This is a genomic window from Mesorhizobium sp. M7A.F.Ce.TU.012.03.2.1 (assembly GCF_004006095.1).
In the GTDB taxonomy this organism is placed as follows: Bacteria; Pseudomonadota; Alphaproteobacteria; order Rhizobiales; family Rhizobiaceae; genus Mesorhizobium.
In genome coordinates this window covers 2964831-2987486 of the sequence record NZ_CP034779.1, presented here as the reverse complement: position 1 = coordinate 2987486, position 22656 = coordinate 2964831, and the positions used below count along the sequence as shown (strand labels likewise).

27 protein-coding genes are annotated in these 22656 nt (G+C 62.7%); 18 read left to right on the top strand and 9 right to left on the bottom strand.

Annotated elements, in window-relative coordinates:
* Positions 1-24: 24 nt before the first annotated feature.
* On the bottom strand, positions 25-927 hold the full coding sequence (locus tag EJ079_RS14445) for a LysR family transcriptional regulator (protein WP_127809329.1): 903 nt from the start codon (positions 925-927) through the stop codon (positions 25-27).
* A gap of 170 nt (positions 928-1097) precedes the next feature.
* On the opposite strand from EJ079_RS14445, the gene EJ079_RS14440 reads away from it, so the two are divergent.
* The 5 genes from EJ079_RS14440 (at position 1098) to EJ079_RS14420 (ending at position 6767) form a co-directional block, all read left to right on the top strand.
* A complete protein-coding gene (locus EJ079_RS14440) occupies positions 1098-2378 on the top strand; it encodes a serine hydrolase domain-containing protein (RefSeq protein WP_127809328.1) in 1281 nt (426 codons plus the stop codon).
* A gap of 36 nt (positions 2379-2414) precedes the next feature.
* A complete protein-coding gene (locus EJ079_RS14435) occupies positions 2415-3296 on the top strand; it encodes an NmrA family NAD(P)-binding protein (protein ID WP_127809327.1) in 882 nt (293 codons plus the stop codon).
* A 424-nt stretch (positions 3297-3720) separates the two neighbouring features.
* Positions 3721-4698 carry a tripartite tricarboxylate transporter substrate-binding protein gene (locus EJ079_RS14430; RefSeq protein ID WP_127809326.1) on the top strand — a complete coding sequence of 326 codons (978 nt, stop codon included), beginning with the start codon at positions 3721-3723 and terminating at the stop codon, positions 4696-4698.
* A 76-nt stretch (positions 4699-4774) separates the two neighbouring features.
* Complete coding sequence (locus EJ079_RS14425; protein WP_127271254.1) at positions 4775-5248, top strand: tripartite tricarboxylate transporter TctB family protein; 474 nt, start codon at positions 4775-4777, stop codon at positions 5246-5248.
* 10 nt (positions 5249-5258) lie between these two features.
* Entirely contained in the window at positions 5259-6767 is a 1509-nt protein-coding gene (locus tag EJ079_RS14420; protein ID WP_127809325.1) for a tripartite tricarboxylate transporter permease, read from the top strand.
* Between the two features lies 1 nt (position 6768).
* Here the strand turns inward: EJ079_RS14420 and nth are convergent, their stop codons facing one another.
* Positions 6769-7593, bottom strand: a complete 825-nt coding sequence (nth, locus tag EJ079_RS14415) for an endonuclease III (RefSeq protein WP_127397028.1) — start codon at positions 7591-7593, stop codon at positions 6769-6771.
* A gap of 22 nt (positions 7594-7615) precedes the next feature.
* Here nth and EJ079_RS14410 point away from each other — a divergent pair, with 22 nt between their 5' ends.
* The 11 genes from EJ079_RS14410 to EJ079_RS14360 all read left to right on the top strand — a co-directional run bounded on the left by EJ079_RS14410 (position 7616) and on the right by EJ079_RS14360 (position 15198).
* A complete protein-coding gene (locus EJ079_RS14410) occupies positions 7616-8110 on the top strand; it encodes a DUF2244 domain-containing protein (RefSeq protein WP_127397029.1) in 495 nt (164 codons plus the stop codon).
* A gap of 124 nt (positions 8111-8234) precedes the next feature.
* Complete coding sequence (locus tag EJ079_RS14405; RefSeq protein ID WP_127809324.1) at positions 8235-9110, top strand: bifunctional helix-turn-helix domain-containing protein/methylated-DNA--[protein]-cysteine S-methyltransferase; 876 nt, start codon at positions 8235-8237, stop codon at positions 9108-9110.
* A gap of 221 nt (positions 9111-9331) precedes the next feature.
* Positions 9332-9802, top strand: coding sequence for a hypothetical protein (locus EJ079_RS14400; RefSeq protein ID WP_127809323.1), 471 nt, complete (start codon positions 9332-9334; stop codon positions 9800-9802).
* Positions 9803-9823: 21 nt separating this feature from the next.
* Complete coding sequence (locus EJ079_RS14395; RefSeq protein ID WP_127322477.1) at positions 9824-10216, top strand: hypothetical protein; 393 nt, start codon at positions 9824-9826, stop codon at positions 10214-10216.
* Positions 10183-10695: a hypothetical protein gene (locus EJ079_RS14390; protein ID WP_127809322.1), complete on the top strand. Its 513-nt coding sequence runs from the start codon at positions 10183-10185 to the stop codon at positions 10693-10695. Before EJ079_RS14395 ends, EJ079_RS14390 begins: the two co-directional genes overlap by 34 nt.
* Positions 10670-11152 carry a hypothetical protein gene (locus EJ079_RS14385; protein ID WP_164873791.1) on the top strand — a complete coding sequence of 161 codons (483 nt, stop codon included), beginning with the start codon at positions 10670-10672 and terminating at the stop codon, positions 11150-11152. Before EJ079_RS14390 ends, EJ079_RS14385 begins: the two co-directional genes overlap by 26 nt.
* Positions 11153-11305: 153 nt before the next feature.
* A complete protein-coding gene (locus EJ079_RS14380; RefSeq protein ID WP_127397828.1) occupies positions 11306-12211 on the top strand; it encodes a ribokinase in 906 nt (301 codons plus the stop codon).
* Position 12212: 1 nt separating this feature from the next.
* On the top strand, positions 12213-13664 hold the full coding sequence (locus EJ079_RS14375; protein ID WP_127809320.1) for an amidase: 1452 nt from the start codon (positions 12213-12215) through the stop codon (positions 13662-13664).
* A 114-nt stretch (positions 13665-13778) separates the two neighbouring features.
* Entirely contained in the window at positions 13779-14393 is a 615-nt protein-coding gene (locus EJ079_RS14370; protein WP_127809319.1) for a LysE family translocator, read from the top strand.
* 151 nt (positions 14394-14544) lie between these two features.
* Entirely contained in the window at positions 14545-14817 is a 273-nt protein-coding gene (locus EJ079_RS14365; protein ID WP_245481868.1) for a hypothetical protein, read from the top strand.
* A 3-nt stretch (positions 14818-14820) separates the two neighbouring features.
* Positions 14821-15198 carry a hypothetical protein gene (locus EJ079_RS14360; protein ID WP_127809318.1) on the top strand — a complete coding sequence of 126 codons (378 nt, stop codon included), beginning with the start codon at positions 14821-14823 and terminating at the stop codon, positions 15196-15198.
* Positions 15199-15234: 36 nt separating this feature from the next.
* Here EJ079_RS14360 and EJ079_RS14355 read toward each other — a convergent pair whose 3' ends face one another.
* Positions 15235-16179, bottom strand: coding sequence for a nucleoside hydrolase (locus EJ079_RS14355; RefSeq protein WP_127398895.1), 945 nt, complete (start codon positions 16177-16179; stop codon positions 15235-15237).
* Positions 16180-16494: 315 nt separating this feature from the next.
* On the opposite strand from EJ079_RS14355, the gene EJ079_RS14350 reads away from it, so the two are divergent.
* Both EJ079_RS14350 and EJ079_RS14345 read left to right on the top strand, forming a co-directional pair.
* Positions 16495-16920 carry an Hsp20 family protein gene (locus EJ079_RS14350; protein WP_023760739.1) on the top strand — a complete coding sequence of 142 codons (426 nt, stop codon included), beginning with the start codon at positions 16495-16497 and terminating at the stop codon, positions 16918-16920.
* A 121-nt stretch (positions 16921-17041) separates the two neighbouring features.
* The gene (locus EJ079_RS14345; RefSeq protein ID WP_023760740.1) at positions 17042-17296 is read left to right on the top strand and encodes a DUF1150 family protein; all 255 of its coding nucleotides are present in this window, start codon (positions 17042-17044) and stop codon (positions 17294-17296) included.
* A 67-nt stretch (positions 17297-17363) separates the two neighbouring features.
* Here EJ079_RS14345 and ptsN read toward each other — a convergent pair whose 3' ends face one another.
* From ptsN to lptC, 6 genes are all read right to left on the bottom strand, one after another.
* Complete coding sequence (ptsN, locus tag EJ079_RS14340) at positions 17364-17828, bottom strand: PTS IIA-like nitrogen regulatory protein PtsN (protein ID WP_127412739.1); 465 nt, start codon at positions 17826-17828, stop codon at positions 17364-17366.
* A 122-nt stretch (positions 17829-17950) separates the two neighbouring features.
* Positions 17951-18535 carry a ribosome-associated translation inhibitor RaiA gene (raiA, locus tag EJ079_RS14335; protein ID WP_013529588.1) on the bottom strand — a complete coding sequence of 195 codons (585 nt, stop codon included), beginning with the start codon at positions 18533-18535 and terminating at the stop codon, positions 17951-17953.
* Positions 18536-18799: 264 nt separating this feature from the next.
* Positions 18800-20326: an RNA polymerase factor sigma-54 gene (gene rpoN, locus EJ079_RS14330; RefSeq protein WP_127809317.1), complete on the bottom strand. Its 1527-nt coding sequence runs from the start codon at positions 20324-20326 to the stop codon at positions 18800-18802.
* 199 nt (positions 20327-20525) lie between these two features.
* Positions 20526-21344: an LPS export ABC transporter ATP-binding protein gene (gene lptB, locus EJ079_RS14325; RefSeq protein ID WP_013529586.1), complete on the bottom strand. Its 819-nt coding sequence runs from the start codon at positions 21342-21344 to the stop codon at positions 20526-20528.
* Positions 21344-21925 (bottom strand): LptA/OstA family protein, encoded by a 582-nt coding sequence (locus EJ079_RS14320; RefSeq protein ID WP_127328297.1) that lies wholly within the window; start codon positions 21923-21925, stop codon positions 21344-21346. Before EJ079_RS14320 ends, lptB begins: the two co-directional genes overlap by 1 nt.
* On the bottom strand, positions 21912-22625 hold the full coding sequence (lptC, locus tag EJ079_RS14315) for an LPS export ABC transporter periplasmic protein LptC (protein WP_127809316.1): 714 nt from the start codon (positions 22623-22625) through the stop codon (positions 21912-21914). The genes EJ079_RS14320 and lptC overlap by 14 nt, the downstream gene beginning before the upstream one ends.
* Positions 22626-22656: the final 31 nt, after the last annotated feature.

Below are 22656 nucleotides of genomic sequence, written 5' to 3'. Positions count from 1 at the left end.
ACTCTATTCGCAAGGTGGTCTCGATTATAAACTAGCGGCAATCTCCTGGATAAAATCCAGAAATGCTCTGACCTTAGCCGGCGGCAGATGGCGCGATGGGTGATAGGCGTAGAGCGGATAAAGTTCTTCCGACCACTCCCGCAGGATCGGCACGAGGTCTCCCCGTGCCAGGAACGGCGCAAGGCCGATGGCGAGGCTTTGGAAAATGCCTTGGCCCGCTACGCAGGCTGTGACCGCGACGGAAGGATCATCCAACACCAGGCGGCTTGAGATCTTGACCCTGACGATCTCCCCGCCCCGGAGAAACTCCCATGGAAAAGGAAGGCCGGTTTGAGGATCACGGAAGAGAAGCGCCTCGTGATGGACGAGGTCGTGCGGCGACTGTGGCTGGCCGTGCCGTTCGAGATAGGCCGGCGCCGCAACTGTCAGGATCGGGGTTTCCAGGAGCTTGCGTATGATGAGGGATGAGGCATCGGGCGGCCCGAAGCGTATCGCCACGTCCACGCCGGTCATCATCTCCTCGCGGTAGTTGCTGGTCGAGAAATCCAGCATCAGCAGCGGATAGCGGGCGAGGAACCGCTGCAGCCCGGCCGCGAGCACCATGCGTGCGAACCACGGGTCCACCGATACGCGCAGCCGGCCGCGTACGAGCGCCGCCGCGCCCGCGGCCTCGGCAGCCGCCTCATCCAGGCCTGCAAGAAGCGGCATCACTTGTGCGTGGAAGCGGCGTCCTTCCTCGGTGAGGGTGACTGCACGCGGATTGCGATCGAACAACCGCACGCCGACCCGCGCCTCCAGACGCGCGACGGCCCGGCTTACCCCTGAAGGCGTCAGGCCGAGCATCTCCGCGGCGCGAGCGAAATTCCCAGCCTCCGCAACCGCTGCCAGAACCCCGACGCCGGTCAGAAGCCGCGTGTCGAAAACCATTCGATTCCCCTTCGCCTCCGAGGCGAGCAATAGTGAATCTGAGTCACTGTAACATTGATTCTAATGCGCGTGAATCATGTCATGGCACGACTTACAAGTGACGTCCTGGCAACATTGCGGGCGAGCGGCCGGGAAAATCGGATTTCCCTCGATCCAGAAAGGAGTTGGTCATGAACCAGATCACACGCAGAACCATGCTTCAGCGCGGAGGAATGCTGGGGGCCATTCTGGCTCTCGATACGGTCAGCCCCGCCTTGGCCAAAAGAATGCCAGCCGGCTCGTCAGTGCAGTTCAAGGCGATCGACGCCGCCTTGCAGGCAGGCGTCTCAAACGACGACGTAGCCGGTGTCATCGCCGTCGCGGCGACGCGCAAAGGCATGGTCTACGAAGGTGCCTTCGGCAAGGCCAACGTCGCAACGGGCGCACCGATGACGCTCGACACGGTATTCTGGCTGCTGTCGATGACCAAGGCGTTCACGGCGACGGCCTGCATGCAGTTGGTCGAACGGGGCCGCCTGCATCTGGACGATGATGCGTCGAAGTACCTGCCGGAACTGGCCTCTCCACAAATCCTCGACGGCTTTGCCGAGGATGGAACGCCGCGACTGCGGCCGGCCAAGCGCGCGATCAAGGTTCGCCATCTGCTGACGCATACCTCCGGCTGCACCTACTCGATCTGGAGCGAGGCTCTGACCCGCTACGAGAAAGTGACGGGCATGCCCGACATCGCGACCTGTAGGACCGCCGCCTTCACCGCCCCACTCGAATTCGAGCCCGGCGAGCGATGGGAATATGGCATCAGCATGGACTGGGTCGGCAAGCTGGTCGAGGCGGTGTCTGATCAGTCGCTCGAAATCTACTTTCGCGAGAACATTTTCGCGCCGCTCGGCATGAAGGATTCAGGCTTCCTGATCGGGACCGAGCAGAAGCGGCGTGTCGCCAGCTTCCATAGCCGCCGCGCCGATGGCGGGCTGGAGCCGGCACCCTTCGAGATGCCGCAGCGGCCGGAGTTCTTCATGGGCGGCGGCGGCGCCTTCTCGACGCCGCGCGACTACATGGCCTTTCTGCAGGCGCTGCTGAACGGCGGCACGCTGCATGGCGAGCGAATCCTGCATCCGGAGACGGTCGCCATGATGATGCAGAACCAGATCGGCGAGCTGAACGTCCAGGAGATGCATTCGGCGCAGCCGTCCTATTCCCGCAGCTTCGACCAGTTCCCGGGACAGCCGCATAAATGGGGTCTGTCTTTCGACATCAACATGCAGGCAGGACCGAACGGGCGCTCCGCCGGCAGCATCTCCTGGGCAGGTCTGCTCAACTGCTACTTCTGGCTCGATCCGGTGAAGCATGTCACAGGCGCGCTCTTCACCCAGGTCCTGCCCTTCTACGACGAGCGGGTCGTCGCGCTCTACGGCGCGTTCGAGCGCGGCCTCTATGCCGGACTTGCCTGAACCCAGGCGATCGACATCAACATCTGGAGAACCATCATGTACGCAATCACCGGAATCACCGGCAAGGTCGGCGGCGCACTTGCGCGCAGCCTTCTCGCCGGGGGACTACCCGTCCGCGCCGTTCTGCGCGACAAGGCCAAGGCGGCGGAGTGGAGAACCCGGGGCTGTGACGTCGCCCTGGCCGAGATGGACGATGCGGCAAGCCTGACTTCAGCGTTTCGGGGTGCCACGGGCGTCTTCATCCTGCCGCCCTCCGAGTTCGACCCGGAGCCCGGCTTTCCCGAGGCCAGGCGCGTCATCGCGACCGTGGCGGCGGCTTTGGCCGAGGCGCGTCCCGGCAAGGTGGTCTGCTTGTCGACAATCGGCGCTGATGCTCCGCACGAGAACCTGCTGACCCAGCGCATGCTGATGGAACAGTCGCTGGGGGAGATCGGCCTTCCGATCACCTTCCTGAGGCCCGGCTGGTTCATGGAAAATGCGCTCTGGGACGTTCCCTCGGCGCGCGATGAAGGCGTGTTGCGCAGCTTCCTGCAGCCGGCTGACAGACCGTTCCCGATGGTTGCGACGCAAGATGTCGGGCGCCAGGCCGCCATGCTCCTCCGTGAGGACTGGAGCGGGACGCGGGTCGTCGAGCTGGAAGGGTCCGCACGCGTCTCACCCAACGATCTCGCCCGCGCCTTCGCCACGGTGCTGGAGCGCCCGGTCAGGGTCGAGACAGTGCTGCGTGAAAGCTGGGAGGAGATCTTCCGTTCCCAGGGCACGCAAAATCCGTCACCCCGGATCCGGATGCTTGACGGCTTCAACGAGGGCTGGATCGAGTTCAGCGACCACGGCCGATCAGCGGTGAAGGGCACCACGACACTTGAAAGCGTCATCGTCGAACTCGTCAGGGCGTGCCAAGGCAAGACAGCCGCCTGATGGGATCACGACTTACCGCATGGACTCCCGAACCAGCGGCGGCGCGAAGCGGCGGGGCGCGCGTGTAGCCCCGCCGCCACATCCGCGAAAGGACACCATCATGGAATCATCACCACACAGGGCGTTGTGATCCCACGCCTCGGCTTCGGTACGTTCCGCAGGCCAGGAGGCGACGCCCAGCCGATTGTCGAGAGGGCGATGGGATGCCGCATGAAATTGCAGGCGCATCTCGCGATCAATCGCCAGCTTTGTGAACCCAAACTCTGAGAACCTTTTGAGTGCGGATATCTGCGGATATCGGCAGTTTGCCGTTTGAGCCCGGTTGCTATTTGCTAGCTTGCCCTAGTTGTTGCTTCATGCGCAGCCGGTGTTGAGAGGAGTTCCGCGCAGCGGTTGGAGATTCATATCCCGGGAGGAGATCACGATGAGAAGATTTGTCGCCACTCTGGCTGCTGCCGCGGCCGTCGCGCTTTATGGGTTCACTGCCGGCGCGCAGACCTATCCTGAACGCACCATCACCGTTGTGGTGCCGTTTGCAGCCGGCGGCCCGACCGACACGGTCACGCGCCTCGTCGCGGAAGCGATGTCGAAGGATCTCGGCCAGCAGGTCATCGTCGAAAATGTCGGTGGCGCCGGCGGCACGCTGGGTGCCGGTCGCGTCGCCAACGCCGAGCCTGACGGCTATACGCTGCTGCTCCATCATATCGGCATGGCGACAAGTGCGACGCTGTACAGAAAGCTCGCCTACGACACGCTGAACGCCTTCGAATATGTCGGCCTCGTCACCGAGGTGCCGATGACCATCGTCGGCCGCAAGGACCTGGAGCCGACCGATCTCAAGGGGTTGGTGGAGTACGCCAAGGCCAACAAGGATTCCATTACCGTCGCCAATGCCGGCATCGGTGCGGCCTCGCATCTATGCGGCATGCTGTTCATGAGCGCCATCAAGACGCCGCTGGTCACCGTGCCCTACAAGGGCACCGGCCCGGCCATGACGGATCTGCTCGGCGGCCAGGTCGACATCATGTGCGACCAGACGACCAACACCACCAAGCAGATCCAGGGCGGCACCATCAAGGCCTATGCCGTCACCTCGCCGGAGCGCCTCGATGTGCTGAAGGACGTGCCGACGACGGTGGAAGCCGGCCTTCCCGATGTGCAGGTCGGCATCTGGCATGGCCTCTATGCACCCAAGGGCACGCCGGCCGGGATCACCGAACGCCTGTCGAAATCGCTGCAGGTCGCGCTGAAGGACCAGAACGTCGCGGCCCGCTTCGCCGAACTCGGCACCAAGCCGTCGCCCGAGGCCGATGCGACGCCCGCCGCACTGAAGGCCAAGCTGGAAAGCGAGATCGCGCGCTGGAAGCCGATCATCGAAGCCGCCGGCCAGTACGCCGACTGAGGTTTGAATAGGGGCGCCACCAGCGCCCCTATTCCGCTCGGCATCCGCTACCCACTGCGGGCTTGGGAGAACCATCATGAAACCTTTCGCGATCGACAGGGCCAACGGCCTGTGCGCCGCCCTGTTCATCGGTTTCGGCGCATGGTTCGCGCTGCAATCGCTCGGTCTCGAAATCGGCACCGCCTTGCGCATGGGGCCAGGCTATTTTCCGCTGGTCCTGGCGATCGTACTGATCCTGCTTGGCGCCGTCATTCTCGTCCAGGCCGTACGCGTCGAGGGCGAAGCGATCGGGCACATTGCGTGGCGCGGCATGCTGCTCATCCTGCCTGCTCCGATCTTCTTCGGCCTGACAGTGCGCGGCCTCGGATTCATCCCGTCGATCTTCCTGACGGCGCTGATCGCGTCGTTTGCCAGCCGCCGCATGAAGCCATTGACCGCGCTCGTGCTGTCGGCCGGCCTGACGTTGTTTGCCTTCCTCGTCTTCAGCTACGCGCTCGGCCTGCCGTTCCGCCGCTTCGGCCCGTGGCTGGCCCCAGGGTCGGCATCGTGAGGCGATGAGCATGGATCTCCCCGACAACCTCGCGCTCGGCTTTTCGACGGCGACGTCGTTGACCAACCTCGGTTTCTGCCTGATCGGCGTCCTTCTCGGCACGCTGATCGGCGTCCTGCCCGGCATCGGCGCCACCGCGACCATCGCCATGCTTCTGCCCATCACCTTCCAGATCGGCGACCCGGTCTCCTCCCTCATCATGCTCGCCGGCATCTATTACGGTGCGCAATATGGCGGCTCGACCACCGCCATTCTCATCAACATGCCGGGCGAATCCTCGTCCGCCGTGACCGCGATCGACGGCTACCAGATGGCCAGGAACGGCCGCGCCGGAGCGGCTCTCGCGATCGCGGCCATCGGCTCGTTCTTTGCCGGCACGGTGTCGACGTTCCTCGTCGCCATCTTTGCCCCGCCGCTGACGGCGATCGCGCTGAAATTCGGCGCGGCCGAGTATTTTTCGCTGATGATCGTCGGCTTGGTTTCGTCCGTCGCGCTCGCCCACGGCTCTATCGTCAAGGCGCTGGCCATGGTCGTGCTCGGCCTGCTGCTCGGCATTGTCGGCACCGACATCTACACCGGCACGCCGCGCTTCACGCTTGGAATCCGGGAATATGCCGACGGCTTGAATTTCGTTGCGGTGGCGGTCGGCGTCTTTGGCGTCGCCGAGATCCTGCGCAACCTCGAAAACGAGGATGAGCGCTCCGTGATGATCCGCAAGGTCACGGGCCTTATGCCGACCCGCGAGGACTTTCGGCGCATGGCAGCGCCCATCGTGCGCGGAACGATCATCGGTTCGGCGCTCGGCATCCTGCCGGGAGGCGGCGCGATCCTGGCAGCTTTTGCGTCCTACACGGTCGAAAAACGCGTCTCGAAAAACCCGCAGGAGTTCGGCAAGGGCGCCATCGAAGGCGTCGCCGGACCGGAATCGGCCAACAATGCCGGTGCGCAGACCTCCTTCATCCCGATGCTGACGCTCGGCATTCCAGCCAACCCGGTCATGGCGCTGATGATCGGCGCCATGATCATCCAGGGCATCGTGCCCGGCCCCAATGTCGCTACCGAACAGCCGGCGCTGTTCTGGGGTATAATCGCCTCGATGTGGATCGGCAATCTGATGCTGATCGTCCTCAACCTGCCGCTGATCGGGCTTTGGGTGAAGCTGCTGACGATCCCCTATTACGTGCTTTTCCCGATCATCATGGCGTTCTGCTCGATCGGCGTCTACAGCGTCAACAGCAACGTCTACGACCTCTATGCCGTCGCCTTCTTCGGCTTCCTCGGCTATCTCCTGACCAAGCTGCGCTGCGAACCGGCGCCGCTGCTGCTCGGCTTCGTGCTCGGCCCGCTGCTCGAGGAAAACCTGCGCCGCGCCATGATCCTCTCGCGCGGCGACCCGAGCACCTTCGTGACCAGACCGATCAGCGCCGGCCTGCTGCTCATCGCGCTCGCCGTGCTCGTCATCGTCTTCCTGCCGGCGGTCAAGAAAAAGCGCGAAGAGGTGTTTGTGGAGGAGAGTTGAATTACGCCGTCGCTCCGCTTCGGTCCTGAATCTCTTCGACAGGGTCGAGCGGTGCGATCGGCACCAGCGGTGCCGGCACATCGGTCGTCTTGACCTCGGCCTTGCAGATGTCGGCGATGACGCAGGCCGGGCAATCCGGCTTGCGCGCCTTGCAGACGTAGCGGCCATGCAGGATCAGCCAGTGATGTGCATGGCGCATATATTCGTCCGGAATGATCTTCAACAATCCTTGCTCGACCTGTTCCGGCGTCTTGCCGGGCGCCAGCCCGAGCCGGTTGCCGATGCGGAAAATATGCGTGTCGACAGCCATCGTGTGCTGGCCGAAGGCCATGTTGAGCACGACATTGGCAGTCTTGCGCCCGACCCCGGGCAGCTTGACCAATTCATCGCGACTGTCGGGTACCTCGCCGCCATGGTCGCGGATCAGCGCCTGCGACAGAGCAATCACATTCTTCGCCTTGTTGCGCCACAGCCCGATGGTGCGGATATATTCGCCGACCCTTGCCTCCCCCAGCGGCAGCATCTTGTGAGGCGTATCGGCGGCCTTGAACAGCGCCCGCGTCGCCTTGTTGACGCCGGCATCCGTCGCTTGCGCCGACAGCACCACCGCCACCAGCAGCGTGAAGGCGTTGACATGTTCGAGTTCGCCCTTCGGCTCGGGCCTCTGGACGGAAAAGCGCCGGAATATCTCGTGCACTTCGGCCGGGCTGTAGCGCGAGGTGCGCCGCACCGGCCGCGGGCGTGGCTTGGCGTTCGACCCATCGCGCCGTGCGGGCAACAGCTCTTTTTTGGACATGGAAGAATCTTTGGACTTGGGGCTCGCCATTTCCCTCCTATAATATCCCGCCATGAGCGACACAAACGCCTCGTTTCAGGCCGACGAGCCATTCTTTCAGGCGCTACTGACCCCGCACCGGTCGCTGGGCCGGACAGGCTTCTTCATCCTGATGGGCGCGCTGCTGTTCGGCTGGCTGGTGACAGGCGCGTTTTTCCTGTCGCGCGGCGCCTGGCCGGTGTTCGGCTTCTTCGGCCTCGACGTGGTCGCCGTCTACATCGCCTTTCGCATCAACTATCGTGCCGCTCGCGCACGCGAGGAAGTCTCGGTCTCGCGCACCAGCCTCGACATCCGCAAGACCGCCCCCTCGGGGAAATCGGAAGCGCATCGCTTCAATCCGTTCTGGGCGCGGTTTTCGGTGGCCCGTCACGCCGAGATCGGCATCACAGGGATGACGGTGGAAGGCCAAGGGCAGAACGTGCCGATCGGATCGTTCCTGGACCCCGATTCCCGCGAGAGCTTTGCCACCGCCTTTTCGCGGGCGCTGGCGACCGCCAAGGCACGCTGAGCCTGCCACGAGCGGTTCCTGGGCTCGAATTCCGTGTCCATCTGGGTATGCGCCGCAGGAAGGCAAGTTTCGGGTGGCGATCGACGCCCCGAGGGGCGATATTCCGGCTCAAGGAGACAGTTCCATGAGCACACACACCGCGGTCCTCAAAAAGGATATCACGCCTGAAGGCAGCGACTACGAGATCGTGCGCCGTGCCATCGAGAAGATCAGTCTCGACTATCGTGACCAGCCTTCCCTTGAAGAGCTGGCCGAGGAGGTCGGCGAGACGCCGACCGGCTTGCAAAAACTCTTCACCCGCTGGGCCGGCCTGTCGCCCAAAGCCTTCCTGCAGGCGGTGACGCTGGACCATGCGCGCAGGTTGCTCGATTCCGGCATGCCGCTGCTCGAGACCTCGTTCGAACTGGGCATGTCCGGCCCGGGCAGGCTGCATGACCTGTTCGTCACGCATGAGGCGATGTCGCCGGGCGACTACAAGACACGCGGCGCCGGGCTCGCCATCCGCTACGGCTTCCATTCCTCGCCGTTCGGCACCGCCCTGATCATGGCCACCGAGCGCGGGCTTGCAGGCCTGGCCTTCAGCGACCCCGGCGAGGAACGCGCCGCCTTCGCCGACATGTCCAGCCGCTGGCCGAACGCCGTCTACGTCGAGGACATGACTGCTACCGGTCCCTATGCCGCCCGTATCTTCGACCCAACGTTGTGGCGCCCCGACCAGCCGCTGCATGTCGTCATGATCGGCACCGACTTCCAGGTTCGCGTCTGGGAGGCGCTGCTCAAGATCCCGATGGGTAAGGCCCGCACCTATTCCTCGATCGCGGCCAGCATCGGCGCACCGTCCGCCAGCCGTGCGGTCGGTGCGGCCAACGGCGCCAATCCGCTCTCTTTCGTGGTGCCTTGTCACCGCGCCATCGGTAAATCAGGCGACCTCACCGGCTATCACTGGGGCCTGACCCGCAAGCGCGCCATTCTGGGCTGGGAAGCCGGGCAGGTATCGTAATATCGATTTTTCTCGAAATTTTGAAGAAAAACATAGGTATATCGGCGTTATTAAGTATAAGCGCAATTTCCACTGTGGTTTCCGCCTTTGCAACCGAGAGCAACCTCCGGTTCCTGTAATTGTTATTTTAAGCCGTTATTTTAGGTAACTCTAAATTAACCACGATAAAGTGATGATGCCCTCATATTAATCCGGACGATCCGGCTTGATAGGAGGTCCCGATGACATTGTTTCGCGCCGCCTGCGGCGCAGCTCTGCTGGTTGCCAGCATCGACGAGGCCGCGTTGGCCGCGACGCAGAATGTCATCTTCAATGGCACGATCGCGCCCACCTGCACGCTTGTCGTTGCCACCAACGGCACGATGACGGCCAGCCCCGATCTCCAGTCCCTCAGTTCCCACAACAGCGGCGGCTCGGCTGGGACCGTGACGCTGACGACGACCGGAGGTGTGTCGCTCAGCGTCGATCCGGTCACCACCATGACGGTGCCATCGGCAGACAGCACGTCGACGACCTGGACGCCGACCTACTCCGCCACCGGCGCGCATGCCATCGTCGAGACCGGCTCGGCAACCAGCATCACCACACCCGGCGCCGATCTCGTCTCGGTTCACCTCGCCGGAATCAAAGGCGGCAGCAATCGCTTCGCCAACGGCAATTATCAGGCAACGGTAACGCTGCGCTGCGAATGACGCGCAGCGAAGGAGGGGTCGTTGAAACATGTTCGAATCCTGGCGACGGCACTGGCCATCGGATTGGCGCCCATTGCCGTCAAGGCACAATCGATGTCGCCGATGCGTGGCGAGATCAACAGCTTCACCGACGTCTTCGCGGTCCGCATCTTCCCTGCCAATCCCTACGACAGGAAGATCCGGGTCGAAATCCACGTCTACGATCAGGATTTTCAGCCGGTAGATGCCAGAATCTCTCCAAATGTCTTCCAGCTGGCTTCCCAGGCTTCCCGTTCTGTCCTTGTGGTCGTGCCCTTTGATGGCGCCGGCGAGCGTAAAGTGCGTATCTGTACCGAAAGCATTCCCTTTCCCAATCAACAAACGCAGATAAGGGCACAGATATGCGGAAAGTTCTTCGGGCGCCGCAAGTCCTGACACTGGCGCTCGCGGCTGCTTGGGCGGGTGCCTCGCCGGCCGGGGCCGAGGACGTCTATAACCTCAACCAGAATGAGAGCGGCTTCAACCTGCCCGGTGTCACCTTGCCTCAGGGCCAGGACGAGGTCCGTGCCGCGGACGGCACCACATGCCGTTCCGCCGTCTCCGGCTCCGGGGCCTATGTCGATCTCGGCGTTATCAGAGGCAACAGCCAGTCCGACAATGATGTCGCCACTTACGGCCGGGTGGTGATCCCGATCGGGCGTACGCCGAAGCGCGTCGATTGCAGCCGCCTCTACGAGCTTGAGGTCGAGCGCCTGCATCTGGAACTGAAACTTCTCAAAATGGGCCTCGGCGCCGACGGCCAGACGGCCAGCGTAGCCGCCACCGCTCCCGCAGCCGCATCACCGGGGTGGGCCAACGAAGGCTGGAGCATCAGGACCGGAAATGGCGATGGCAAGAAAAAGAAGAAGCAGTAGCCGCGCGCTGTTTGCGATGGCTGCACTTGCCGGTTCCTGCCTTCCGGTGCAGGCAGCGATCATCGGCACCTGCACCATCATGGTCGGGGCGTCCGGAACGATGAAGGCCAATCCCGCCATCAACATACTGGGCTCTAAACAGGCAGGCGGATCGAGCGCCAGCGCCACCGTGGTGGCAAGTTCCCTGTTGTGCTCGATACTTAACTTGCTTGACTGCTATTCGGTTTCGGCGCCGGCGCCTGCCGCATTCTCCTCCGCACCGAGCGGCGGCGGCACCAACGTGATCTTCGCTTCAGTCTTCCGCCTCGATGGCTCGGGGGTCGATGTCAACGGAAGTGTGCCGCAGAGGGTTGCCAACGGCACCCACGCGATGCAGGTCGACCTCACCGCCACCAAGTCGAGCGGTATCTTTCCCGCCGGCAATTATCAGGGCACGGTCACCGTGCGCTGCGAATAAGGCCACGACACCTCAAATCGGACTGGACCATGCGCGTGGTCTGGCAAGCCGCGGCCTTACGGGTTAGCTTCCACGCAATCGGAACGATCTGCGTTCGCCCGGATGCACGAAGACGCTCCGACATTTTGAAGTTGCGTTGCCAGGAGGCCCTGCTTGATTATCGTCATCGGCTCGATCAACCTCGACCTTATCGCCAAGGTCGACCGCTTGCCGAGCCCCGGCGAGACGGTGGGCGGCTCGGCCTTCACCACCGCGCCCGGGGGCAAGGGCGCCAACCAGGCGCTGGCCGCCGCACGCGCCGGCGCCTCGGTGCGCATGGTTGGCGCCGTCGGCAGGGACAGCTTCGCCGCCGAGGCACTGGCATTGCTACGCGACGGCAAGGTCGACCTGTCCGGCGTTGCCGAGACTCACGCCTCGACCGGCACGGCACTGATCATGGTCGCCGACGACGGCGAAAACATCATCGCCGTGGTGCCGGGCGCCAACGCTTCCGTGGTCCCCGGCGATCTCTCCAAGGCCTTTCTGAAAAAAGGCGACGTCGTGCTGCTGCAAAATGAGATTCCGCTGGCCACCGTCGATGCCGCCCTCGACCAGGCAAGGGCGGCCGGCGCCATCACCGTGCTCAACACGGCGCCTTTCCAGGGGCAGGCAGCCGGCTTTCTCGAAAAGGCGGACTATATCGTCGCCAACGAAACCGAGTTCGACCTCTATGGCGAAGCGCTGTCGCTGCAAGGCCGCGACCGGGCGGCCCGCATGCGCGACTTTGCCGGAAAGACCGGCCGCATCGTCGTCGTCACGCTCGGCGGCGACGGCGTGATGGCGGCGACACCGACCGAGTTCCTGGCCGTTGCTGCGCGCAAGATAACGCCTGTCGACACGGTCGGCGCCGGCGACACCTTCTGCGGCTATTTCGCCGCCAGCCTGTCGTCGGGCCTCGCGCTCGAACAGGCGCTGGCGCGCGCCGGCGCGGCCGGTTCGCTGGCCTGCCTGAAGCCTGGCGCCCAACCGGCGATCCCGCTCGCCAAAGACGTCGATCAGGCGCTGCAGGAAACCCATTAAAATGCTGCGTCCTCAAACGAAACATGCCGTGCCGCCGGCAGGCGACATCTGCCGCCTGTCCGCGGTCGAACTCGCCGGCGCGATCCGGGAGAGAGAGCTTTCCGTGCGCGAGGTGGTGGCGGCATTCCTCGATCGCATCGAGGCGGTCAATCCGCAGGTCAACGCCATCGTCTCCTTGCGCGATCGCGCCGATATCCTGCGCGAAGCCGATGCGGCCGATGCCAGCCTGTCGCGAGCCAAAGCTGCGGGTCCGCTCTTCGGCCTGCCCATCGCCATCAAGGATCTCGCCTCGACGACGGGCCTCCGGACCTCCTTCGGCTCGCCGATCTTCGCCGATTTCGTGCCGCAGGAAGACGATTTCTTCGTCGAGCGCATCCGCAATGCCGGCGCCATCATCATCGGAAAGACCAACGTCCCCGAATTCGGGCTCGGCTCCAACACCTACAACGCCGTGTTCGGGCCGACGCTGAACGCGTTCGATCCGGCCCTGACCGCCGGCGGCTCGAGCGGCGGCGCGGCGGTGGCGCTGGCGCTCGACATGGTGCCCGTCGCCGATGGCAGCGACTTCGGCGGCTCGCTGCGCAACCCGGCCGCCTGGAACAATGTTTTTGGCTTCCGCCCGTCGCAAGGACTTGTTCCCGGCGGACCGGATTTAGAGATCTTTCATGCGCAGATGGGCGTCGACGGGCCGATGGGCCGCAACGTCCGTGACATGGCACTGCTGCTCGATGTGCAGGCCGGTTACCACCCGCACGCGCCATTGTCCTACGAGAAACCCGGCTCGTTCCTCGAAGGGCTTGGAATACCGGCAACTGCTGGCCGCATCGCCTGGCTCGGTGACCTCGGCGGTCATCTGCCGGTTGAAACAGGCATTCTCGGTCTGTGCGAGGCGGCACTCGGCCGCTTTGCGGAAGCATCCTTCGCGACTGAACCGTTGCTGCCGGATTTCGATTTCGAAGCGCTGTGGCAGGCCTTCGTGACGCTGCGCCAGGCCAGCAGCGGCTGTGCGCTCAAGACCCACTATGACGATCCCGCGAAGCGCCGCCTGCTCAAGCCGGAAGCCATCTGGGAAGTGGAGAACGCAATGCGGCTGACGGCGCCACAGATCCGCGCCGCCTCCGTGACCCGGACATCCTGGCATCGCACGCTGCTGTCGATCTTCGATCGCTATGATCTGATTGCGCTGCCGACCGCGCAGGTCTTCCCCTTCGATGTCGATACGCATTGGCCGCGTGAGGTCGCCGGACGCGCAATGGACAGCTATCACCGCTGGATGCAGGTTTCCGCCTTCGCGACCTTGGGCGGCTGCCCGGCGGCCAACGTGCCGGTCGGCTTCGACGATAGGGGCCGACCGATGGGCATGCAACTGATCGGCCGGCCGCGCGGCGACCTCGCCGTGCTGAAGGCGGCGGCGGCCTATGAGGCAACGCTGCCTTGGCAGACCGGCGCCTGAACCGGGCGGACTGGCGTGTCGCAGGGCGCTAGTTAGCGGCTTGCACCGGCTGCGCTGCTATGCATTGATTGTCCTCAAGCCGCGCCGCATCGGCGGCATTCCTGGGGAAAAGTCATGTCGCTGGAACTCTACGCCGCCTATGTCCTCGCTTGCATCGTCATTATCCTGGTGCCGGGCCCAACGGTCACGCTGATCATCGCCAACAGCATCCGCCATGGCTCCCGCGCCGGTCTCGCCAATGTCGCCGGCACGCAGGCAGGGCTTGCCGTGATGATCGCCATCGTCGGCATCGGCCTCAACACACTGATCTCGGGCATGGGCCACTGGTTCGAGTGGGTGCGGCTGATCGGCGCCGCCTATCTGATCTGGATGGGTGTGCAGATGTTCCGTTCCAAGGGCACGCTGAACGCCGATGGAACGGCCAGGAAACCGCGCGGCGGCTTCTTCCTGCAGGGCCTGCTGGTGGCGCTCAGCAACCCCAAGACGTTGATCTTCTTCGGCGCCTTCTTTCCGCAGTTCATTTCGCCGCAAGGCAACTACTCGCTGCAGATCGCCATCATGGGCCTGACCGCCATGATCTTCGCCACCTTCTCGGATTCGACCTATGCGCTGGCCGCCGGCCGCGCCGGGCGCCTGCTGTCGGCCGGCCGCATCAAGCTTTTGTCGAGGATCAGCGGCAGCTTCATGGTCGGCGGCGGCCTGTGGCTGGCGTTTTCTAAGGCGAAGTAACAGCTCGCCGAGAGCCGGGACGAAAAGAGTTGCAGCGCCTTGGAATGGCAACAGATTGAAAGTGTGCTCTCTCACCACCACATGAATATGTGTTGAGGGACTCATGTCTGTCTTTTGGACTTGGAATGGTTTGAAGAGGAACGCGCCTGGCGTGATACTCTTTATCGGTGCGTTTGCGATTATGATCATGTCGGCGGCAAATAAATGGGCCAACGACGCCAGCCCGATCCGATCGGTCGACACATTCGACGCAAACGTCGAAAGTGTCCAGTTGGACCATGGCCGCGGCATATATCTGGTTTCTATCGAGAACGGTTCGTCTGTCCTTATCGATGACGATCGCCCGCATCTGATCGGCTCGCGCACAAGCATTGAACGCGTCACGCGCGACAATGGCTTCGTCTTCTACCGATTCGTGAATTGAACCATGGCGACAGCATTTTCTCTCAAAAACCGCCTGCTTCTGTTTCAGGCAGAATACTGCGATGCGGTTATTGGTGTCACTTTCTTCTGCACACTGCCTCTGGCGGCGCTGATCCCAATTGCGATGAACCAGGACAATCCGGTTGTGGCAACTCAGCGTGTGATGGGCACCGTCGAGTATGTCAGGTTAATGCCCATCAATCCGAAGATGGCCGCCGGGCGTGGGCTGTATTACACATACGACGTCCGCCTTGATGGCAGCAACGCGGTGACATCCATCGACGATGAATTGGGGATGCCGCACCTCGTCGGTTCGGTCATCCCCATCGAGCGGCAACATCATAAGCGCGGCGGAGACACCTATCGGTTTCTCAATCGGTGAAGACGCGTGCTCACAAGTTCAGTTCTGTTCTGACGATCAGTTAAGCCGCCCCAACCTATCCACCAGCAACGCGAAAAAACCGTCATGGTCGATGTCGCGCATCACCATGGCGTTCTTTGGCCGCTTGGTGACGCCCCACCAGTCGATCACTGTCATGCCCATGGTCAGTTCCGAGGCGGTTTCCACGCTGACGTTGCAGTTGCGGCCCTTGAACAGGTCAGGCTTCAACAGATAGGCGATGACGCAGGGGTCGTGCAGCGGGCCGCCGTCGGTGCCGTATTTCTCCTCGTCGAAGCGCTCGAAGAATTCCAGCATCTCGGCGGTGGCGGTGCCGACCTTGGTGCCGAGCGCGCGGAAGGTTTGCGTGCGCTTGGCGGTGGTCAGCGCCTTATGGGTGACATCGAGGGGCATCATCACGATCGGAATGCCGGATTTGAGCACGACATCGGCGGCCTGCGGATCGACATAGATGTTGAATTCGGCGGTCGGGGTGACATTGCCGCCTTCGAAGAAGCCGCCGCCCATCAGCACGATTTCCTTGATGCGCGGTGCAATGCGCGGCTCGCGGATCAGCGCCAGCGCAATGTTGGTGAGCGGGCCGAGCGCACAAAGCGTGATCGTGCCGCTTTCTTCCCCCATCAGCGTCTCGACGATGAAATCGACCGCGTACTGGTCCTGCAGTTTCATCGTCGGTTCGGGCAATTGCGGTCCGTTGAGGCCGGTCTTGCCATGCACTTCCTCGGCGGTGACCAATTCGCGCATCAGGGGCCGGATGGCGCCGGCATAGACCTTGATGTCCGGACGGCCAGCCAACTCGCAGATCTTGCGGGCATTCTTTTCGGTAAGCTTCAGCGGCACGTTTCCGGCAACGGCTGATATGCCGACGATCTCCAGTTCGGAGCTGCCGAGCGCCAGCAATATGGCGACGGCATCATCCTGACCGGGATCCGTGTCGATGATGATCTTGCGTGATTGGGGCATTTCAATTCCTTGTTTGGCGAGGTCGTGGGCTTGAACCGATCCGATCGAAACATCCAAATGACGCCGAAGCGGTCGCGAGCTGCCATGTCGAACCGCTCGACCGGGAAAGACAATTCCCGACCTGCGCGCTTCTCCTTGCATCTGCTCGCCGTTTCAAGCGCCATGTGGGTCATTCCTGTGAGTCCACGCCTGGTCTTTTTGAGCGGGTCTGTTGACGGCTTGAACTTGGTCGCGGGGCGGACCATATCAAGGCCATCGGGAAAAATGCCATCTGGGTTTTTCCACTTTATGTCGCTCTTGAGAGGACAGTGTAACATGAGCCGAATGACGCCCTTTTCCAGCCCGCTTCTCCTTGGTTTCGACGCCATGGAAAAGACCCTGGAACGCCTGGCGAAATCCGGCGACAGCTACCCTCCCTACAACATCGAACGCCTCAGCGGCGCCGACGGCAAGACCGAAAGGTTGCGCATCACATTGGCGGTCGCCGGTTTCGCCGAAAGCGATCTCGATGTCACCACGGAGGAAAACCAGTTGGTCGTGCGCGGCCGTCAGACCGACGACACCGAGCGCGAATTTCTTCATCGCGGCATCGCCGCACGCCAGTTCCAGCGCTGTTTCGTGCTGGCCGACGGCATGCGGGTGATCGCGGCGGAGTTGAAGAACGGTCTTTTGTCGATCGACCTCGATCGGCCTGAGTCCGAACGGCTGGTACGGAAAATAAACATATCGGTGAAAGACTGATCTTTACCACTGCATCGGCCGGAAATCGGCTCCGACTTTCCGAAAGCACGATGCAGCAAATTGAAATGGCTCTCATGCGGGATGGCCTTGAGCGGCGTCCTCGCGCCAAGGAGGCTTTGAAATGACCAGAACTGAAAACATCACCATGACCAATGGCGAATTCGCTCATCTCGGCGAAGGCTCGGTCGCTTATCTCAGAAAGGTCTCGAGCGACGAATTGCTCGGCCGTTTCCCCAATCTCGGCGAAATCGCCCCCGGCATGGAACTGTGGGCCTTGTTTGCCGCCAATGGCCAGCCGATCCTGCTTTCCGATGCGCGTGACCGCGCTCTGGCCGGCGCCATGGAAAACGACCTGACCACGGTCGCCATTCACTGAGAGCGATTCCGGCTGAAACGGAAAAGGGCCGCCCATGGCGGCCCTGTGGCAATATCATCCTCGAAGTTTAGGCCGCGTGCGAAGCCTGGGTGTCCGATAAAAGCGCGTGGATAGCGGAGGCGTCGCGCGTACCCCTGATCTTGGCCACCGTGTCGGCATCGCGCAGGACCCGCGCGATGCGCGACAGTGCCTTGAGGTGGTCGGCGCCCGCCCCTTCCGGCGCCAGCAGCAGAAACACCAGATCGACGGGCTGATCGTCCAGCGATTCGAAATCGACAGGCGTCTCCAGCCGGGCGAAAACACCTGCAATGCGCTTCACGCCGGCCAGCTTGCCGTGCGGAATGGCGATGCCGTTGCCAACGCCGGTCGAACCCAGCCGCTCACGCTGCAGGATGGTGTCGAACACCTCCCGCTCCGGAATGCCGGAAATCGCCGCTGCCCGTTCGGACAGCAGTTGCAGCAGCTGCTTCTTGGAGTTCGCCTTCAACGCCGGCAGTATCGCCGGAACGTTGATAAGATCGCTCAGATCCATGCTAGAAAATCCCTTGTTCGCCTGCCGTCACCAGTCCCCACCCCTCGTGCGGCCGGCTCTTATTGCCGTGCGACCCTTGTCGTCACCGTGCGACCCTTGTCGTCACCGTGCGACCTTTGTCGTCACGCTTGCGCGACCTTGGTCGTCGACGGGTCGATCCAGCCGATATTTCCATCGGGCCGGCGATAGACGATGTTGAGATGGTCGGTTCCCGCATTGCGGAAGACAAAGACCGGGCTGTCCTTGGTGTCGAGCTCGATGACCGCCGACGCCACCGACATGGTCTTCAGCGTCATGGTTGATTCGGCGACGATGGCGGGCGCGAAATTCTCCGGAATGTCCTCGTCGTCATCGGCAAGCGGCGCCATCACCGTGTAGGCGATGTCGGTCGGCTGGCCGTTGGCGGCGCCCGAATTGTGCGATTTCAGCCTGCGCTTGTAGCGCCTCAGGCGGGTTTCCAGACGGTCCGCCGCCGCCTCGAAGGCTAGCGTCGGATCCTGGGCATCGCCGGTGGCCTGCAGCGAAGCGCCGGAATCCAGCCGGATCATGCAGTCCGCCGAATAGCGCGAGCCCGATTTGATGACCGTGACATGTCCGGCAAAGCCGCGATCGAAATATTTGCCGATCGCTTCGCCGACGCGATCATTGATGCGTGTCCGAAACGCATCGCCGATATCCATGTGTTTTCCCGATATGCGCAGATTCATCTGAAAACTGACCTTCCTTGCTCAGGCTTCAAACTGGCCCGAGTTTATACTCGTGATCCGTGCGCACAAGCTTTGCGGCGTCACTTGCGCCGATTTTAAATCCAAACTTTCCGGTTGATCACAAGCCGCCCTTTGACCGTCCCGAGGCCAACGTCGTGACGGACCATCCGCATGCAGGCTTCTAGCCCTTCTCATGCGGGCGGGCTTCTAGCCACTTCACCGCGGCTTGTCAATGAAGTGCCGGCCTGTGGAAATCGACCCGCCTCAGCGCCCGGCGCTGGCCATCGCCCGTTTCTCGCGTCGGCGCTGCACCGAAGAGGGGATATTCATGCCTTCCCGGTACTTGGCGACCGTACGTCTTGCAATGTCGACGCCACTTTCGCGCAACATGTCGACGATCGCGTCGTCGGAAAGCACGTCGACGGGTTTTTCCTCGTCGATCAACTGCTTGATGCGGTCACGCACGGCTTCCGAGGAATGCGCATCGCCGCCGCCCGACGCGGCGATCGAGGCGGTGAAGAAGTAGCGAAGCTCGAACACGCCGCGCGGCGTCAGCATATATTTGTTGGCTGTGACCCGGCTGACCGTCGATTCGTGCATGCCGATGGCGTCGGCCACCGTGCGCAGATTGAGCGGCTTCAGCTGGCGCACGCCATGGACGAGGAAGGCATCCTGCTGGCGAACGATTTCCGAGGCGACCTTGAGGATGGTCTTTGCCCGCTGGTCGAGGCTGCGCGTCAGCCAGTTTGCATTCTGCAGGCATTCGGCCAGAAAATCCTTTTCCGCCTGGTTCTTGGCCTGCGGTGAGACCTGGGCGAAATAGATATGGTCGACCAAAACCCGCGGCAGCGTTTCGGCATTGAGTTCGACCGTCCAACTGCCGTCATTGGCCGCGCGCACCTCGACATCGGCGACGATCGCGTCGCTGGCGCCGCCCGAAAACGCCATGCCCGGTCGGGGATCGAGCGCCCGGATCTCCGCCAGCATGTCGAGCAGATCCTCCTCGTCGACACCGCATATCCGTTTCAATGCATGAAAGTCACGTCGTGCCAGGAGTTCGAGATTGGCGACCAGCGCCTTCATCGCCGGATCGAGCCGGTTGCGCACCGCAAGTTGCAGCGACAGGCATTCGGCCAGGTCGCGGGCAAACAGGCCAGCCGGCTCGAAGGCCTGACACACCGCCAGCACCTTCGCCACGGCAGCGGCATCCGCACCGAGACGAGCGGCGATCTCGGCCAGGTCGGCACGCAGATAGCCGGTCTCGTCAAGGCCGTCGGCGAGTTCGGCGGCGATCAGCCGTGCAGCCGGATCGGCGAAGGCTAGCGCCACCTGTTCACCGACATGGTCGCGCAACGTGATCGCAGCAGTCGCCATATCGCCGGCGTCAAACCACTCGGATGAGGAACCCGCGCCATTGCCCGAAGCCGATTTCCATTGTGCCGTCAGGTCGGGACCGAGCCGCTCGCTGGTCCCCGGGTCGTCGGGGAACAGGTTTTCCAGCGACGTGTCGAGCTTGTCCGAGATCGCCTCGGCGCTCCACTGCGTCTCGTTTTCGAACCAGTCGCCTTCGGCGGTGGCTTGCGGCTCCGCCTCGATCTTCTGCGCCTGGTCGCTGGCGGCATCGTCCTGCGGCTCGGCGCGCTCCAGCAGCGGATTGCGCTCGATTTCCTCGTCGATGAAATGCTCAAGCTCGACATGGGTGAACTGCAGCAGCCGAATCGACTGCATCAGCTGCGGCGTCATCACCAGCGACTGCGATTGTCGTAGCTGTAGTTTGGCCGCCAACGCCATGGTTCGGTTTCAAACGCCTCGTCTACGCATCCCGACTTCCGGGCAAGAATTTTGCAGCCGGCCATAAAAACTGGCCCGGCTTTTGCTTGTCAAGGCAATTGGTAGCAAAACGCGCTTACCGGAGCGTTATCCCGGAGCAAAATCGAGAAAAAAGCGCCGCTCGAACCGGAAAAATCGTGTCAGGAAACAAATTTCACGCTCAGAGCGTAAAACCCTCGCCGAGGTAAAGTCGCCGCACATCCGGGTTCGCCACCACTTCGTCGGCCCTTCCATGGGTCAGCACCTGGCCGGCATGGATGATGTAGGCGCGGTCGATGAGGCCGAGCGTTTCGCGCACATTGTGATCGGTGATGAGGACGCCGATGCCGCGCGCCGTCAGGTGGCGCACCAGTTGCTGGATATCCGCGACGGCGATCGGATCGATGCCTGCGAAAGGCTCGTCGAGCAGCATGTAGGCCGGACGCGTCGCCAGCGCTCGCGCGATTTCCAGGCGTCGCCGCTCGCCGCCCGAAAGCGACATGGATGGCGCCTTGCGCAGATGGCTGATGTGGAATTCCTCGAGCAGTTCGTCGAGATTGCGCTCGCGCACCTTGCGGTCCTTTTCGACCACTTCCAGCACCGCGCGGATATTCTGCTCGACATTGAGGCCGCGGAAGATCGACGCTTCCTGCGGCAGATAGCCGATGCCGAGGCGTGCGCGACGGTACATCGGCATCGACGTGACGTCGAAGCCGTCGATCTCGATCGTGCCTTCATCCACCGGCACGAGGCCGGTAACCATGTAGAAACAGGTCGTCTTGCCGGCGCCGTTGGGGCCGAGCAGCCCAACGGCCTCGCCAGCGCGCACGCCGATGGTGACGCCGCTGACGACCTTGCGGCCCTTGTAGCTCTTGGTCAGCCCCTTGGCGATCAGGGTTCCCTTGAACTTTCCCGCATCTACGGTCACCGTGGCCGGCGCCGAAAGCTTGCCGGCGGCCCGTCCCGGAAGACGCGCCGTCAGCGACGACAGGCTGGCCATCAGGGGTTCGTCGCTCCCGATTTCGGCGGCGGCGTGATCGACATCTGGACGCGTTGCCCAGCGCATGGATCCACCTGAGCCAGCCCGCTTTTCATCTGCACGGTAAGCTTGCAGCCCACCAGAATGTTGTCGTTTTGCGACAGAACGACCTTTTTGCCCGAAAGCACCAGAACCTGGCTCTTCATATCGAAGCTGCCTTGATCGCCTGTCGCGACCTGCGCATCCGACTTGATGTAAACCTTGTCGGAGATCTCCAGGTGATCGATGTTGGCCGAGCCCGTCATCGCCGCACCCGCGGCCTCCGTGCCCTTGGCAGCGGCGTTGGGGTCCTTGACGTAGTAGACCGTCATCTTGCCGGCCTTCATCAATGTCGGCCCCTGGACGACGCTGACATTGCCCGTGAAGATGGCGACACTGTCGGCCTGGCGGACTTCCAGCTTGTCGCTCTCGATCTGGATCGGCTTGTCGCCGGACAGTTTGAGGCCTGATTGACTGGTCGTCTGCGCCCATGACGGCACGAGTCCGAGCAGCAGCAACGCTGAAGTTGCAGCCGCGAGCCGCGTCGAACTACTGAGCCGCATTGGTTTCTCCGCTGTTTCCCTGTGCCGCCTTCAAGGCGGAGGAATCGATGTTGACGCGCACTTTGTTCTCGAAAACCAGAACCTTGCCATTGTCCTGGACCGACATCGTATCCGCTGTGATCCGCGACCCGCCACGGCTGACATCGACGGGATCTCCCGTCTTCATAGTGCCTTTGCCCATGTCGAGGAAGACCGATTTGAACTTGGCCTGCATGCCGTCGGTCGTGGTGATCGTCACGTCGCTGGTCAGGTTCATCGTATTGCCGTCGCGATCGTAGGTGCCGTGCGAGGCCTTGACCGCCGCCACATTGTCGGGCGCGATCGGCACCTTGGCGTCGATGCCTTCCAGCTCGATGATGCCTTGCGTGCTGACATCCTGAATGGCACGCAGCGCCGTCATCGAATAAGGCTGCTTCTGCTTGGTGAAACCGTTGAGCTTGGGATTGGCCATCACCAGCTTGCCGTTGGAAAAGGCAGTGCCTTCCGCCTGAACCTTCACGGCGACGGGTGCGGCGAGATAGGAATAGACCGGGAAAGCGACCGCTATCAGTGCCGCGGCCACCGGCACGGCAAATTTGAGAACGCGCACGCGGCGCGAATGACGCTGTGCACGGTCGAAAGCGTCGCCGCGCGTCCGGCCGTCCGCCGGGGGAGCCAACACCGCCTCGGCGTTGGTCGGTTCAATCGGTCGCGCTAACATTCACTGCTTTCTTTAACCCTGCCCACCCTTG